At 66.8% G+C, this 14054-nt stretch carries 11 protein-coding genes, 1 tRNA gene and 1 pseudogene; 5 read left to right on the forward strand and 8 right to left on the reverse strand.

Annotated elements, in window-relative coordinates; all coding sequences use genetic code 11:
* Window positions 1–76: 76 nt before the first annotated feature.
* Window positions 77–661, forward strand: a complete 585-nt coding sequence (locus ACEN98_RS19015) for a GNAT family N-acetyltransferase (protein WP_413386439.1) — start codon at window positions 77–79, stop codon at window positions 659–661.
* Here the strand turns inward: ACEN98_RS19015 and ACEN98_RS19020 are convergent, their stop codons facing one another.
* Window positions 662–3142: a tetratricopeptide repeat protein gene (locus ACEN98_RS19020; protein WP_413386441.1), complete on the reverse strand. Its 2481-nt coding sequence runs from the start codon at window positions 3140–3142 to the stop codon at window positions 662–664. It abuts the gene before it with no gap.
* A gap of 494 nt (window positions 3143–3636) precedes the next feature.
* Here ACEN98_RS19020 and ACEN98_RS19025 point away from each other — a divergent pair, with 494 nt between their 5' ends.
* Both ACEN98_RS19025 and ACEN98_RS19030 read left to right on the forward strand, forming a co-directional pair.
* Entirely contained in the window at window positions 3637–4419 is a 783-nt protein-coding gene (locus ACEN98_RS19025) for an NF038120 family PEP-CTERM protein (protein ID WP_413386443.1), read from the forward strand.
* Between the two features lie 18 nt (window positions 4420–4437).
* Window positions 4438–7590, forward strand: a complete 3153-nt coding sequence (locus tag ACEN98_RS19030) for a S8 family serine peptidase (RefSeq protein ID WP_413386445.1) — start codon at window positions 4438–4440, stop codon at window positions 7588–7590.
* A 95-nt stretch (window positions 7591–7685) separates the two neighbouring features.
* Here the strand turns inward: ACEN98_RS19030 and ACEN98_RS19035 are convergent, their stop codons facing one another.
* Window positions 7686–8126 carry a hypothetical protein gene (locus ACEN98_RS19035; protein ID WP_413386447.1) on the reverse strand — a complete coding sequence of 147 codons (441 nt, stop codon included), beginning with the start codon at window positions 8124–8126 and terminating at the stop codon, window positions 7686–7688.
* Between the two features lie 129 nt (window positions 8127–8255).
* On the opposite strand from ACEN98_RS19035, the gene ACEN98_RS19040 reads away from it, so the two are divergent.
* Complete coding sequence (locus ACEN98_RS19040) at window positions 8256–9416, forward strand: MGDG synthase family glycosyltransferase (protein WP_413389058.1); 1161 nt, start codon at window positions 8256–8258, stop codon at window positions 9414–9416.
* Window positions 9409–9876 (forward strand): hypothetical protein, encoded by a 468-nt coding sequence (locus tag ACEN98_RS19045; RefSeq protein ID WP_413341381.1) that lies wholly within the window; start codon window positions 9409–9411, stop codon window positions 9874–9876. Before ACEN98_RS19040 ends, ACEN98_RS19045 begins: the two co-directional genes overlap by 8 nt.
* Here the strand turns inward: ACEN98_RS19045 and ACEN98_RS19050 are convergent.
* The 6 genes and pseudogenes from ACEN98_RS19050 to ACEN98_RS19075 all read right to left on the reverse strand — a co-directional run bounded on the left by ACEN98_RS19050 (window position 9845) and on the right by ACEN98_RS19075 (window position 13979).
* Window positions 9845–10576 carry an HAD family hydrolase gene (locus tag ACEN98_RS19050; RefSeq protein WP_413386449.1) on the reverse strand — a complete coding sequence of 244 codons (732 nt, stop codon included), beginning with the start codon at window positions 10574–10576 and terminating at the stop codon, window positions 9845–9847. The genes ACEN98_RS19045 and ACEN98_RS19050 overlap by 32 nt on opposite strands.
* Window positions 10577–10640: 64 nt before the next feature.
* Window positions 10641–10931, reverse strand: a pseudogene (locus ACEN98_RS19055) (lipid A hydroxylase LpxO); the annotation flags it as partial.
* 253 nt (window positions 10932–11184) lie between these two features.
* Window positions 11185–12864 carry a GH39 family glycosyl hydrolase gene (locus ACEN98_RS19060; RefSeq protein WP_413386451.1) on the reverse strand — a complete coding sequence of 560 codons (1680 nt, stop codon included), beginning with the start codon at window positions 12862–12864 and terminating at the stop codon, window positions 11185–11187.
* A gap of 105 nt (window positions 12865–12969) precedes the next feature.
* Entirely contained in the window at window positions 12970–13314 is a 345-nt protein-coding gene (locus tag ACEN98_RS19065) for a zinc ribbon domain-containing protein YjdM (RefSeq protein ID WP_105380867.1), read from the reverse strand.
* Window positions 13315–13381: 67 nt separating this feature from the next.
* A tRNA-Phe gene (locus ACEN98_RS19070) sits at window positions 13382–13457 on the reverse strand.
* A gap of 36 nt (window positions 13458–13493) precedes the next feature.
* Window positions 13494–13979 (reverse strand): acyl-CoA thioesterase, encoded by a 486-nt coding sequence (locus tag ACEN98_RS19075; protein ID WP_056129259.1) that lies wholly within the window; start codon window positions 13977–13979, stop codon window positions 13494–13496.
* Window positions 13980–14054: the final 75 nt, after the last annotated feature.

A 14054-nucleotide genomic window follows, 5' to 3' on the forward strand; every position in this document is an offset into this window, starting at 1 on the left:
GATTGCAACCATGTCATTCCTATGGCGATTGTTGTGTGTAATCATGCCTTCGTCCATCAAGTTCATACGGGGAGTCATGAGCGCGCAACCAACTATCCAACCCGCCGCCCGTCTGGTCGGCAACAAGCTCGTGCTGCGCGAGGTCGAGGTCGCCGATGCGGCCTATATCCTGTCGTTGCGGCTCGATCCCAAAAAGGCGGCGTACCTGTCGGCGGTCGACGCCGACGTGGCCAGGCAGGCCGCCTGGATCGAGCGCTACAAGACGGACGGCAGCCAGGCTTATTTCATCATCTGCCTGAAGAACGAGGCGGGCGGTGCCGGCCAGCCGGTCGGCACCGTGCGGCTGTACAACGCCATCGGCGACAGCTTTTCGTGGGGGAGCTGGATCGTCGCCGACGGTGCTCCTACCTATGTGGGGATCGAATCGGCGCTGATCGTCTACCGGTATGCGCTCGACCATCTCGGCTTTCGCAATGCGCATTTCGAGGTCCGCAAGGACAATCGCAGCGTGTGGACGTTCCACGAGCGCTTCGGCGCGCAACGGGTGGCGGAAGACGACGTCGAGTACCGCTTCGAACTGGCGCACGATGCCATCCTCGCGTCGATGGGGCGTTATGCCCGCTTCCTGCCGGACCCGATCGACGTCGTGCGGCTCGACTGATCAGGCGGCGATGGCGCGCACCAGGTATTGGTAGGGCAGGGCGTCCTGCACGGCCAGTTCGGGATCGGCTCCGCTGGCCGCGGCCAGGGCGCGGATCGCGTCCAGCACGGCCGGCGGCGGCTGTTGCGCGTTCACCGTCGTCATGGCGATGAGCGTGAAGCCGTGTTCGGCCAGCAGCGCCGCGAGCGCTGCGCGCGTGAACAGGTGCAGGTTGCGCCGGTCCGGCATGTTGCCCGCGGCGAGCAGCGTCTGCAGCAGCCAGTGCTGGCCGTTGTTGACGCATGCGACCAGCTCCACCGGGCCGAGCGCCTGGCGGCGCAGGCGCGCGAGGAAGGCCCACGGGTCGCGCAGGCGTTCCAGCGTTTCCGGGAACAGCCAGCACTGCGCGGCGGCCAGCTGCTGCCAGTCGGCGTCGGTCAGTTGTTCGGCGTCGCGCTCGATGGCGGCGGTGCTCCAGTCGCCGGCGGCGCCGCCGGCGGCGCTGATGGCGATATAGTGCGAGTTCGGTGCGCGTGCGCGCCAGGCCTGGGCCAGGGTCGCGCCGCCCACTTCGACGATGCTGTGCATGCCGGGACGCAGCAGCGACAGCATGCTCTCCTGCTGCAAGGTCAGTTGCGCGGGGGCCGGCACTTCCTGCAGGCGGGCGATGGTCGGCTCGTCCACGGGGTCGACGCCGGCCGGGCGCCGGACGACGGTGGCCAGCAGGTCTTCGTAGTCGCGCACGAAGCGCGGCGTGTCGAACAGCGGGCTCGCGTCGCGGTTGGCCGCGAGGCGCGCCCGCAGCGCGTCCATGCGCGGGCGGTCGTTGCCGAGGGCGATGGCCAGCGCCTCGTAGTCTTCCAGCGCGTGCGTGACGAGTTCCGGCAGGCCGACCGCGCGCAGCAGGCTGCCCGCCATGCGCGAGCAGAAGGTCTGGCCGGCCCACGTCAGCACCGGGAGGCCGGCCCACAGGGCGTCGCTCGCGGTGGTGCCGCCGTTGAACGGATTCGTGTCGAGGAACAGGTCGGCCAGGCGGAAGCGGGCCAGGTAATCGGCCGGCGCCACGCGCCCCGCGAACAGCAGGCGGCTGCCTGCCACGCCGCGCGCCTCGGCCTCGCGCACGAGGTTGGCGCGGGTGGCGTCGCTGTCGGCCACCATCCACAGCACGCTGTCCGGCACCTGCGTCAGGATGCGCATCCAGCTGTCGAACACCTCGGGCGTGACCTTGAAATTGCTGTTGAAGGAGCAGAACACGAACGCGCCTTCCGGCAGGCCGTTCGCGGCGCGCGTGGGCGTGGGGCCGATGGCGCGGCGGCGGTCGTTGATCTGGAACGTGTGCGGCATGCGCAGCGGCCGTTCCGTGAAATGCGGTTCCAGTGCCGGCGGCAGCACGAAGTCGTCGGCCACCACGTAGTCGATGCCGGGCACCGCCGTCGGGCCGGGAAAGCCCAGCCACGTCAGCTGCACGGGCGCGGGACGCCAGCCGAGGATGTCGGCGCGCGCGCCCAGCGTGAGGCCGTGCAGGTCGACGAGGATGTCGATCTCGTGCGAGCGGATGCAGCGCGCCGCTTCCTCGTCCGTCATGCGGTCGATGCGGATGTAGTGGTCCATCGCGCCGACCACGCGCGCGCGCAGCGGCGAATTGTCTTCACGGCTCCAGGAAAACGCGTAGACCTCGACGCGCGCGCGGTCGTGCAGCTCGTACAGTTCGGCCGTCAGGATCGACACCGCGTGCGAGCACAGGTCGGACGACAGGTAGCCGATGCGGATGCGCCTGTGGGCATAGCCCTCGGGCGGCGCCAGCTGCTCGGGCGCCGCATGCACCTTGCGCTCGACGAAGTTGAGCGACGCGGCCAGCTGCTCGGCCGGATCCGGCGACGCGCCCAGCATCGCGAGGGCCGACGTGTGGCGGCGCAGTTCTGCCACCGTGACGGCGCCGAACGCTTCGTAGACGGGCCACACGCACAGCTTCTGGCGCAGGTGCACCCAGTGGGTGATGACCTTGGGCTGGTCCGGGTCGAGTTCGAGGCTGCGCGTGAGATAGTCCAGCGCTTCCGGCAGGCGCTTGCGGATCTCGCACAGGCGGCCCAGGTTGTTCAGGGCCTGCACGTGCAGCGCCGGTTTCGCGGCCAGGTCCGGGATGTCGGCGAGGATGCCCTGCCATGCGGCGAGCGCGTCATCGGGCCGGTTCATGCGTTCGTACAGCGTGCCGAGATTCAGGCGCGCCTCGACGAAGCCGGGGGCGAGTTCGATCGCCTTCAGGTAATCGCCGGCGGCGCCCGCATCGTCGCCCACGTTGCCGCGCGCGACGGCGAGGTTGAAGCAGGCGGCATACGCGGCCGGGGAGGCCGTGTGCTCGATCCAGGTGGCGTACAACCGGATGGCTTCCTGCTGCATGCCCAGTTCGACCAGCGTCTGCGCACCCTGGAACAGTTCACCGAGCGGCAGCACGCCGCGTTCGGCCTGACGGAACAAAGCATCGGTGTGCGCGGGAACATTCATCCTGGATAGGTCTCTCGAGTCTGCTTCGGGGAAGCGTCATCATACTCTGTCAGCGTGTCTCCAGCGAACGTTTGTGGCCCGTGAGCAACCAACTGGTATCAACCGTTTGTACCCAAGTTTTCAATCAAGCATGAACATTTGCAAAGACTGAAATGGTTCTTGGCAAAGGCGCATCCACATCCAGTTGCACATATGAAATCTATTTCCACGTGGATACATTGTAAAAGAGTTAGCACAAGCAAAAATGCATGTCTAGCAATTTTTCTATTTGCAATGAATTGTAATTAAAAAACGACAATTTCTTGCGTTTCGACATCGCTGTTTTCATAGGGAAATCCAAATTTTGTTCAATATCAAACATTGAGCACAATAGTTAATTCGGATAATTTTTTACGAATAAATATTGTTTTCTTGCTACATTTGAAAGTCGTGTAGTTGGTAAAAAAACACGTAGGCCCGATACCCATCGGTGCTTCCATTTCAAGGCGAGAGACATGACAACCAATCCGACTTCTTGCGTTTCCCCTGCCCAATCCGGGCTGAACAAACTGGTCCTGGGTGCAGCCGCCGCGCTTGCACTGCTGGGCACGGCACCTGCCATGGCGTCCGTGGTGAACTTCGAATCCCTGAGCCCCGACGGCATCTACGTGGACGGCGACACGCTCGGCGAGGCCGGCTACACGCTGCAAGCCATCGACAATCACGGCGGCACGAGCGGCGTCGTCGGCCTGCTCGTCAATGGCATGGACCCGACCTCCTGCTGGCTGGGCGGCTGTCCGACCAACAACACGAGCCATTCCTACCTGGGCCTGAACGACGGCGGCGTCACGATCAAGAAGGACGACGGCGGCAAGTTCAGCCTGCGTCGCCTCGACTTCGGTTTCGTCGCCCCGTTCGGCGGCCTGCCGAATTTCTCGTATGGCCAACTGCTGCTGACCGGCACGTTCGCGAACGGCGGCACGCTCGGCTACGCGCTCGACTTCCCGGGCCTCGACAACAACGGCAACCCGCTGTTCGACACCGCCACGCTGCCGGCCGGCTTCGGCTACGCCGAGCTGACCAGCCTGACGATCCACGCCTGCCTGTTCGACGGCATCGGCGGCTGCACCGTCGCGGCCGACAATTCCGATCCGTCGATTTACCAGGCGCAGTTCGCCATCGACAACCTCGCACTGGCCGAAGTGCCGGAGCCGGGCAGCCTCGCGCTGATCGGCCTGGGCATGGGCGCGCTCCTGGCGCGCCGCCGCAAATCCGCTCCTTCGTCCAACAACGCCTAAGCCGCCGAGGTATCGACCATGAAACTGCGTCCCATCACTTCGGCCGTCCTGTTCGCGCTGACCGTCGCGGCCGCCACCCACGCCTATGCCGACGGCGAAGTCCGCCGCTCGTACATCGTCCAGCTGGCCGACAAGCCGGTCGCCACCTATGACGGCGGCGTCAGCGGCCTGACGGCGACCAAGCCGGCCACCGGCCAGCGCCTGAACGTCGACGCGACGAGCGTCCAGAACTACATCACCTACCTGGAGACGAAGCAGGCGGATGTCCTGTCCACCGTCAACAAGGCCCAGGTCACCAACGAATACAAGGTCGTCTTCAACGGCTTCTCGGCCATGCTGACCGACGCCGAGGTCCGCGCGCTGAAGAAGAACCCGGGCGTCGCCAGCATCTCGGCCGACTCGATCCTGCAGCTCGACACGAGCTATACCCCGACGTTCCTCGGCCTCGATAAACCGGGCGGCCTGTGGGACCAGCTCGGCGGCCAGGACAAGGCCGGCGAAGGCATCATCATCGGTATCGTCGACGGCGGCATCTGGCCGGAGCACGACAGCTTCGCCGACCGCGTCGACGCGAACGGCAATCCGAGCCGCGACGGCACCAAGCTCGCCTACGATGCCCCGCCGGCATCCTGGAAGGGCATCTGCCAGGTCGGCGAAGGCTTCGCCGTCACCGATTGCAACAACAAGCTGATCGGCGCGCGCTACTTCAAGCAGCCGACGCAGACCTTGCACTGGACCGAATTTTTGTCGGCGCGCGACTCGGTTGCCGGCGCGGAAGGCCACGGCGGCCACGGCGACCACACGGCCAGCACGGCCGGCGGCAACGCGCACGTGAATGCCAGTGCCAGCGGCGTGTCCCTCGGCAAGATCACCGGCATGGCGCCGCGCGCCCGCATCGCCGCCTATAAAGTCTGCTGGACCGACGGCGGCACCGGCCTGAACGGCTGCGCCACCTCGAACAGCGTGGCCGCGATCGAACAGGCGGTGAAGGATGGCGTGAACGTCATCAACTTCTCGATCGGCCCGAACGCCGGCGGCGGCGCGTTCAACGAACCGACCGAAGTCGCCTTCCTCGGCGCGGCCGCGGCGGGCGTGTTCGTGGCGGCATCGGCCGGCAACTCCGGTCCGGCGACGGCACCGGTCGCCCACATCAGCCCGTGGCTCACCACGGTCGGCAACTCGACGCATAACCGCACGTATGCGGGCGACGTCGCGCTGGGCAACGGCGTGACCGTCACCGGCGCGTCCGGCAATGCCAACACGCCGTCGTCGCCGCTGATCCTCGCCAAGGATGCCGGCCTGGCGGGCGTCGATCCGGCCGACCCGAACCTGAACCTGTGCTTCGGGCCGGCCGACGGTCCGACCACGTACCTCGACCCGGCCAAGGTGACGGGCAAGATCCTCGTCTGCGACCGCGGCAGCAACGTGCTCGTCAACAAGAGCGCGAACGGCAAGACGGCCGGCGCCGTCGGCGTCATCATCGCCAACACGCCGACCAGCGCGGCGACGATCCTGAACCAGGCGCACTCGATCTCGACCGTGCACATCACGGCCGCGGACGGCCAGAAGGTCAAGGATTACTATGCCTCGACCCCGGGCGCCACCGCGGCGCTGAACAACCTGCGCGGCATCGTCGATCCGAACATCGTGGCACCGCAGATGAACAGCAGCTCGTCGCGCGGCCCGAACGTGGCCAACGCCAACATCATGAAGCCGGACGTGACCGCGCCGGGCACGGACATCCTGGCGGCCGTCAGCGCCGACCTGACCAAGGCCCAGCGCGACGCGGTCGCCGCGGGCGCACCGGCGCCGTCGAAGGACTTCGCGTTCTACACCGGCACCTCGATGGCGTCGCCGCACGTGGCCGGCATCGCCGCGCTGCTGAAACAGCGCCATCCGGACTGGAGCCCGGCGATGATCAAGTCGGCCCTGATGACGACCGCGTACGACACCTTCAACGACGGCCTGAACGGTCCGGTGTCGTGGGACAGCACGGCCCGCACGACCGGCACGCTGCCGTGGGGCCAGGGCGCCGGCCATGTGGCGCCGTCCGTCGCCGTCGATCCGGGCCTCGTGTACGACCTGGCGACGATCGACTACGCGCGCTTCCTGTGCGGCCTCGGCATCACCAACGTGTTCAGCCCGGGCACCTGCCCCGCCGTCGGCTCGATCCAGCCGTACAACCTGAACCTGCCGTCGCTGACGGCCGCCAACGTGCTGGGCATCCAGACGCTGACCCGCACGGTGAAGAACGTGGGCGGCAGCGCGGCGACGTACAACGTCAGCACCACGCTGCCTGGCTACTCGGTCGACGTGCAGCCGGCCACGCTGAACCTGGCGCCGGGCGCCAGCGCCACGTACACCGTCAAGCTGACCCGCACCAGCGCGCCGATGAACACGTGGGTGTACGGCAAGCTGACCTGGAGCGACGGCACGCACACCGTGCGCAGCCCGCTGACGGCGCGCGCCTCGACGATCGCCGTGCCGGCCACGGTGCAGAGCGAAGCGACGTCCGGCACCAAGGTCGTCACCATCGGTACCGGCTACGCCGGCCCGCTGTCCCTCGCCAAGGCCGGCCTGATCCCGGCCACCGAGTTCAGCTCGACGGTCGTCACGGCGACGAACACGGCCAACAGCGTCTGCACGGGCGGCGGCGGCACGGGCGTGAACGTGCATACCGTCACCATCCCGGCCGGCACGACGACCGCCCGCTTCGCGCTGTACGACAGCGACACGGTCGGCACCGGCAACGGCCTGTCCGACCTGGACCTGGTGGTGGCACGCGGCACGACCGTCGTCGGCACCAGCGGCGGCCAGACGGCCAACGAAATGGTCACGCTGGCCAACCCGCCGGCAGGCGAGTACAAGGTGTGCGTCGTCGGCTACGATCCGGTCGGTGGCAGCGCCACGTACAAGCTGTCGACCTGGGTGCTGAGCCCGGGCGTCACCGGCGGCAACTTCAGGGCCGTCGCACCGTCCCAGGTCGCCCTGGGCGGCACGGCATCGGTGGCGCTGTCGTGGTCCGGTCTCGCGACCGGCAAGCGTCACCTGGGTTCGGTCGCCTACGTGACCGGCGGCGCCACGGTCGGCACGACGATCGTCGAAGTCGACACGACGGATCCGATCCCGCTGTTCCAGAACGCCGGCAACAAGCAGGCGAAGGTCGAGTAATCGTCGGGTTACAGCTCGACTATGGGCCGCCACAAGCGGCCCGAAAGACAAAGGTCGCGGTGCATGCCGCGGCCTTTGTCGTTCGTGATGAAGTATCAGCGGGCGACGGGTGCCATCCCGCCGGGACCGTTGTTCGTGGCGCGCAGCACGCACTGGCCGGCGGCGCACGTCGCGCCCGGATCGGGGACGACGGAGCAGGTCGACATCATGCCTTTCTTGCTGTCCTCGGCCTGGCGCGCGGCCGCGTGTTCGGCCACGAGCGCGCGCAGGCGCGTGCCGTCGTTGTTCTTGCTGGACCACGCGAGGTAGCGCTCGGGACCGCCGCAGGCCTTGTGGCCCACGCCGATCGTGTGGCATTGATCGTCCGTGTCGCAGGCGGCAGCGCCGCGCTCGGCCTCGATGCGTGCCAGCAGGGGCGCGCTGCCCGTGGCGGTGGAGGGGACCTGCGGCGCATCGCTGCGGCAGGCGCTGCTCGCGAGCAATAGGGCCAGGCCGGCCACGCGGGCAAGGGTGCGGGGTAGGTTGAGCGGGTTCATGGGCCCATGATCGCGTGCACCGCCGCGCTTGGCAAGAGGCGCACGCGTCGTCACGGCACCGTCATATTCAACCGCTACATTGCCCTCATCAATATGCACGGCGAGGCGAGCGCGATGGGTGGGCGTTGGATGGACGAAGGCAGGGCGGGCAAGCGCATCCTCGTGCTGAGCGTGCCGGCGGGCGCCGGCCATACGCGCGCGGCCGAGGCGATCCGTGCCGCCGCGTGCGCCGTCCCCGGCATCGCCGAGGTCATCCACCTGGACGCGACCGCCTACGCGACGCCGCGCCTGCGCCAGGTCTACGCCGACCTCTACATCACGCTCGTGCGGCGCGCGCCCGCCGTGTGGAGCTGGGTCTACGACACCACCAACACGGCCGCGCCGGACGGCTGGGCGCACCGGCTGCGGCGCCGCATCGAACGGCGCGACTGCGCGCCGCTGCTGGCGAAAATCGCCGAGCTGCGCCCGGATGCCATCGTCTGCACGCATTTCCTGCCGGCCGAGATCCTGTCGCGCGAGGTTGCCGATGGCATGCTGCGCTGCCCCGTGTGGGTGCAGGTGACGGACTTCGACCTGCACCGCATGTGGGTGCACCGGCACATGGCCGGCTATTGCGCGGGCAACGACGAAGTGGCGTTCCTGATGGAAAAACACGGCATCGCGCGCGACGGCATCCACGTCACCGGCATCCCGGTCATGCCGGCTTTTATGTGCCGGCCGGACCGCGCCGCGTGTGCACGCGAACTCGGCATCGATCCCGGCCGCATGACCTTCCTGTTGATGGGCGGCGGCGCGGGGCTGGGCGGCCTGTCCACGCTGGCGCAGCGCCTGCTGGCGATCCCAGGCAATTTCCAGTTGATCGCGCTGGCGGGCCGCAATGCCGCGGAACTGGCGGCGTTGCAACGCCTGGCGGCCGCGTACCCGGGCCGGCTCGTGCCGCAGGGTTTTACGGACAAGGTCGAGCGCCTGATGGCCTGCGCCGACGTGGCCATCACGAAGCCGGGCGGCGCCACGACGGCGGAGTGCCTGGCGCTGGGCCTGCCCATGATCGTGAATGCGTCGATTCCCGGGCAAGAAGAACGCAACGCCAATTTCCTGCTCGAACATGGCGCCGCGATGAAAGCGTTCGATGCGCCGTCGCTGGAATACCGCGTGCGCTACCTGATGGCCCATCCGGCCGAACTCGACACCATGCGTACCCGCGCCCTCGCGCTGGGCCGTCCCCATGCCGCGAGCGCCGTGCTGGCGGCCATCCTGAAGCAGACCGAACCCATCGATGCCTGTGTTTGAACTTTCCCATGCCGGCCAGTTCGTCGCGACGCTGGCCGCCATCGTCGTTGCCGCTTATTTTTTTGCCCGCGTCGAAGTCGAGATCGAAGGCGAGGCCGGCTGGGCCGCGAACCTGCCCACCTGGCGCATCGAAGAGCATCCGCTGCTCGACATCTTCTGGGGCGGCCGCGCGTTGACCGGCTACCACGCGTGGATGTTTTCCTTCATCGGCGTCATTTTTCACTTCCCGCTGGCCTTCATGGGCCAGTGGTCGTTGCAGCTGGAAGCACGCGCGCTGGGCGCCGTGATGCTGTTCTGGATCGTCGAGGACTGGCTGTGGTTCGTCGTCAATCCTGCTTTCGGCTGGCGCCGCTTCAAGCGCGAACTGGTTCCCTGGCACAAGCGCTGGTTCGCGGGCGCGCCCGTCGATTACTGGATGTTCGGCGTCGTCAGCGCGCTGCTGTTCTGGTACGCGTACTGACCGGTCCGCCTCGGCCCTTGCCCAGGTCGAGCGCATGACGGATGCGCTGGCACAGTTCGCCGGACGTACGCGAGATCAGCTCGTGGGGAATCTCGAATTTCTCCGTGAGCCGGTCGTAGTCCTCGAAGCCGTACGACACCATGAACGGGTGCATGCCCGAGCCGATCGCGGCAGTGAAATCCTTGTGCTCGTCGCCGCACACGTAGGCGCGCGCCGGATTGATGCCGAATTGTTCGCGGATCGCGCGGAACTGGCTCGTCTTCTTTTCCGAGAGCGGGATGTGGACGAGGAAGTCGAGCGCATTGATGTCGATGTCGTGGCGCTGGAACAGCTGGCGCAGCGTCTCCAGCGGCTCGTTCGTGATGTTGCGCGTGACCATGCCGACGACGACGTCCGGTGCGGCGACCAGTTCCCGCACGAGGTCGGGAATCCCTTCGTACATCGTCGCTTCCTGGCGATAGACCTCCGTGAGGCTGTCGACGAGCCTGGCCCGGCTGTTCTTGCGCAAATTCTTCTTGATGATCGACGGGAATTCCTTCAGCCCGCCCAGGTACTTGAACAGGTTGTGGCGCTTCTGGAACCGGGCTTCGTCGCCGATGTCCAGCCCGTGCCGCGAAAAGGCCGCTTCGATGGCGGAAAAGGCGTCGATGGTGGTGCCGTCCGCGTCGAGGATCAGCAGGCGTTTCCTGGATTTGTACATGTGCGTCGTGGCCGGATTCCGTTGCCTCATCATACTCGCCAGCATGTTACCGGCGTATGACGGATCAGCGCCAGAACAGCACGAACGCGAGCGCGCCGAACAGGAACCATTTGAAGGCGTAGTAGACGGTGCGGCTCCAGGCTTTCCACCGCTTGCCGAACCGGCGCAGCGCGTACAGGTAGCGGAAGGCGCGGTTCAGGCCGCCCGTGCGGTCGCCGGTCTCGTTCGGCGCCGCCGACGCGCGCAGGATGAAGCCGCCAACCGCGCGGCTGACGGCCTGCGCCCAGCGGTATTTCAGCGGCCGTTCGACGTCGCAGAACAGGATGATGCGGTCGTGCACCGTCCGGTTGGCCGCACGCGGCCGCGCAGGTGCGCGACCACCGCGCTGGCGACGAACAGCAGCAGGACGATCCAGCGGCATCGGCGGACTCCGCAGTGAGAAGGCGCGCGATCGACACGCGCAATCCTGAGCTGGGCGTTCTGCTCGTACGGCCAAGGTGGCGTCATTCGATTGTTTCGCCTTGTCGACGACGGCGCTGTACGCGAGTGCGTGTTACGGACACGGCGGGCGCGATCCGACGCTGTGCCCGCCGTCCCGCGCCAGTGATTCAGTAAGTCAGCGTCACCAGCGACACCGCCTGCCTGGGCAACTGCATCCTGACGGTCGCCGTGCCGTCCGTCGTCTGCAGCGTCGACGCGGGAGCGAGCTCCGCGAGTTCGCTCGCCTTCTGCAGCGCCGCCACCTGCGCCGGCGTCGGATTCGCGGGCGAGCCCATGCGCTTCCACGCGGCGTACGAGTTGCTGTGCTCCTGGTCGATGCGGTAGTGGCGCATCTGCACCCGTTTGGCGGGAATGCCGGCGATCCGCAGTTCGACGGGCGAGCCGGCGTCGATGATGTCGTCGTCGTGGTAATTCCAGACCAGGACGGACACGCTGTGCGCGTCCTTCGCCGCCAGTGCATCGATGTCGGTGCGCGCGCCGCGCACGCCGGCGGCCTGGATGCGGGCCGCGTCGTAGGCGCGGTCGCCCGTCACCGCCACGCGCTCGCCGCGCATCTTGCCGAGCATGCGGAACACGTTCAGCACCGGCTTGTTGACGCCATTGGTCGCCAGGTCGCGGAAGCCCGCGAACCACGGCTGGTCTTCGAATTCGAACGACCAGTTCACCGCGCCGATCAGGTTCACGCCGCGCCGCGCGGCCAGGTCGTACTCGCGCGCGATCGACGCGGCCGTGTAGCTGGCGTACAGCGTGCCGTTGCGGTAGGCGTTTTCCGGGTTGGTCTGCATGCCGCAGGCGGCGCAGCCTTCCGGATCGGATTCGCCGATGATGACGGGGATGTTTTTCAGTTCCGGGTATTTTTCGACGAGCGCGAAGCCTTCGTCGAGGTGGCGGAAGTGCGCGTCCATGCCCATCCGCACGATGCCGTCGACGACCTTCGGCGCGCCCTTGGCGTGGAACGCGACGAAGTCCAGCGGCGTGCCGGTCTTGCCGGTCGCGTAATTGGTCTCGTGCAGGCAGTGCTGCAGGAAGTCGTCCATGAAGCGGCCCGCGCCGGCCGTGTGCGGGCCGCCGATGCGCGCCGTCGGCAGCGCGCGCTTCACCGCGTCGGCGGCGTAGTCGTACATCTTGAAGTACTCGCGCTTCGTGTCCGGCGCGATCAGGTACAGGCCGTCCGGCTCGTTCCACACTTCCCAGTACCAGCTCTCGACTTCCTTCTGCCCGTAGCGCGCCACGCTGTGCTTCACCCATTGGTAGACCAGCTCGGACCACTTGGCGTAATCCTTCGGCGGCGTGGCCCAGCCCGTCATGATCTCCTTGTAGGGCGTGCCCGGCTTCCAGTGGTGGCGGTAGGGCTGCGGGCGCTGCGACAGCGCTTCCGGCATGAAGCCGATCTGCGCCAGCGGCTTCATGCCGCGTTCGATGTACGTGTCGAAGATGCCGTCGATGATGGTCCAGTCGTAGACCGGCTTGCCGTCCTTGTCTTCGCTGTACATGTTCGTCGAGCCCCACTTGAGCGCGTAGCTGCCGTCGCCCGACGTCATGAGGTTGTGCGCGCGGACGTACACGGGGACGGGGCTCAGCGCGGCGATGTCGCTCAGCAGCTTTTTACCGTTGGGCGCCGTCGTGTAGTTCGGTTCGTCGTAGCCGAACCAGGCCCAGATGGGCGTCATGGGCCCCTTGGCCTGCGTGGCGTCGATGGCCAGCCTGACCGGCTGTGGCGTGGAAGGTTCGGCGGCGTGCAGCGGCGCGCAGGCCGCGAGGAGGAGGGCGGCGAGGTGTCTCTTCATTGTTGTTCTCGTGGGATCGGTCCGATGGGATGATGCTAGGCCGATCCACGATGGCCGTCCAATGACGGTTTTTCCGGTGTCGATACCGGATCGGATATCTCCCGCTCAGCTCTTGCGGACAAATTCCGACTTCAGGCTCATCGCGCCGAAGCCGTCGATCTTGCAGTCGATGTCGTGGTCGCCGTCGACGAGGCGGATGTTCTTGACCTTGGTGCCCTGCTTGACGACGCCGCCGCCGCCCTTCAGTTTCAGGTCCTTGATGACGGTGACGGTGTCGCCGTCCTGCAGCACGTTGCCGGCCGCATCGCGCCACACGCGGGCCGTCTCTTCCGCCGCCGCGTCGGCCTTGACGGGCCATTCGTGCGCGCATTCCGGGCAGACGTAGTTGCCCATGCCGTCTTCGTAGGTTAGCGTGGAACCGCAGGTGGGGCAGGGAGGCAAGGTCGTCATGGCAGTGTGCGAAAGGGACAGTGGAATGCAAAACGCCAACCGCAGGGGTTGGCGTTGCTGGAATTCTTGGTGGCCCGGGGCGGAATCGAACCACCGACACAAGGATTTTCAATCCTCTGCTCTACCAACTGAGCTACCAGGCCAAGGCGGCGCAGTATAGCACGGGTTAACAAAAAACCCTAATTTTTTGCTGCGGCACGTTCCTCATGCTGGCGGTCGAGTGCCAGGCGCAGCTCCTTGCGGGCCTTCGCTTCCTTGTGGCGGCGCAGCTCGTCCGGCCCGAACGGGCGCAGCGGCGGCACGGGGACGGGCTGCTTGTCGTCGCCCACGGCCACCATCGTGAAGAAGCAGCTGTTCACGTGGCGCACCTGCTGCGTGCGGATGTCCTCGGCCACGACCTTGATGCCGATTTCCATCGACGTGCGGCCCGTGTAGTTGACGGCGGCCAGGAACGTCACCAGCTCGCCCACGTGGATGGGCTGGCGGAACGTCACCTGGTCGACGCTCATCGTCACGACATAGGTGCCGGCATAGCGGCTGGCGCAGGCGTAGGCCACCTGGTCGAGCAGTTTCAGGATGTTCCCGCCGTGCACGTTACCGGAAAAGTTCGCGGTATCCGGCGTCATCAGGACCGTCATGGTGAGTTGGTGGGCGGGCAGGTTCATGGCGTCGAGCGTAAAGATGAAGAATAGGGAGGATGTTGCCTGAGAAACCCGGTTGCGGCAACAACCCCTATCCTT

It is taken from the genome of Massilia sp. CT11-137 (assembly GCF_047302885.1).
Taxonomy (GTDB): domain Bacteria; phylum Pseudomonadota; class Gammaproteobacteria; order Burkholderiales; family Burkholderiaceae_D; genus Telluria; species Telluria orientalis.

Bases quoted from the DNA above. Each gene is read 5' to 3' on its own strand.
- ACEN98_RS19015 (WP_413386439.1), top strand. From the start codon at position 77: ATGAGCGCGCAACCAACTATCCAACCCGCCGCCCGTCTGGTCGGCAAC.
- ACEN98_RS19030 (WP_413386445.1), top strand. From the start codon at position 4,438: ATGAAACTGCGTCCCATCACTTCGGCCGTCCTGTTCGCGCTGACCGTC.
- ACEN98_RS19035 (WP_413386447.1), bottom strand. From the start codon at position 8,126: ATGAACCCGCTCAACCTACCCCGCACCCTTGCCCGCGTGGCCGGCCTG.
- ACEN98_RS19060 (WP_413386451.1), bottom strand. From the start codon at position 12,864: ATGAAGAGACACCTCGCCGCCCTCCTCCTCGCGGCCTGCGCGCCGCTG.
- ACEN98_RS19025 (WP_413386443.1), top strand. From the start codon at position 3,637: ATGACAACCAATCCGACTTCTTGCGTTTCCCCTGCCCAATCCGGGCTG.
- ACEN98_RS19050 (WP_413386449.1), bottom strand. From the start codon at position 10,576: ATGTACAAATCCAGGAAACGCCTGCTGATCCTCGACGCGGACGGCACC.
- ACEN98_RS19040 (WP_413389058.1), top strand. From the start codon at position 8,256: ATGGACGAAGGCAGGGCGGGCAAGCGCATCCTCGTGCTGAGCGTGCCG.
- ACEN98_RS19065 (WP_105380867.1), bottom strand. From the start codon at position 13,314: ATGACGACCTTGCCTCCCTGCCCCACCTGCGGTTCCACGCTAACCTAC.
- ACEN98_RS19020 (WP_413386441.1), bottom strand. From the start codon at position 3,142: ATGAATGTTCCCGCGCACACCGATGCTTTGTTCCGTCAGGCCGAACGC.
- ACEN98_RS19075 (WP_056129259.1), bottom strand. From the start codon at position 13,979: ATGAACCTGCCCGCCCACCAACTCACCATGACGGTCCTGATGACGCCG.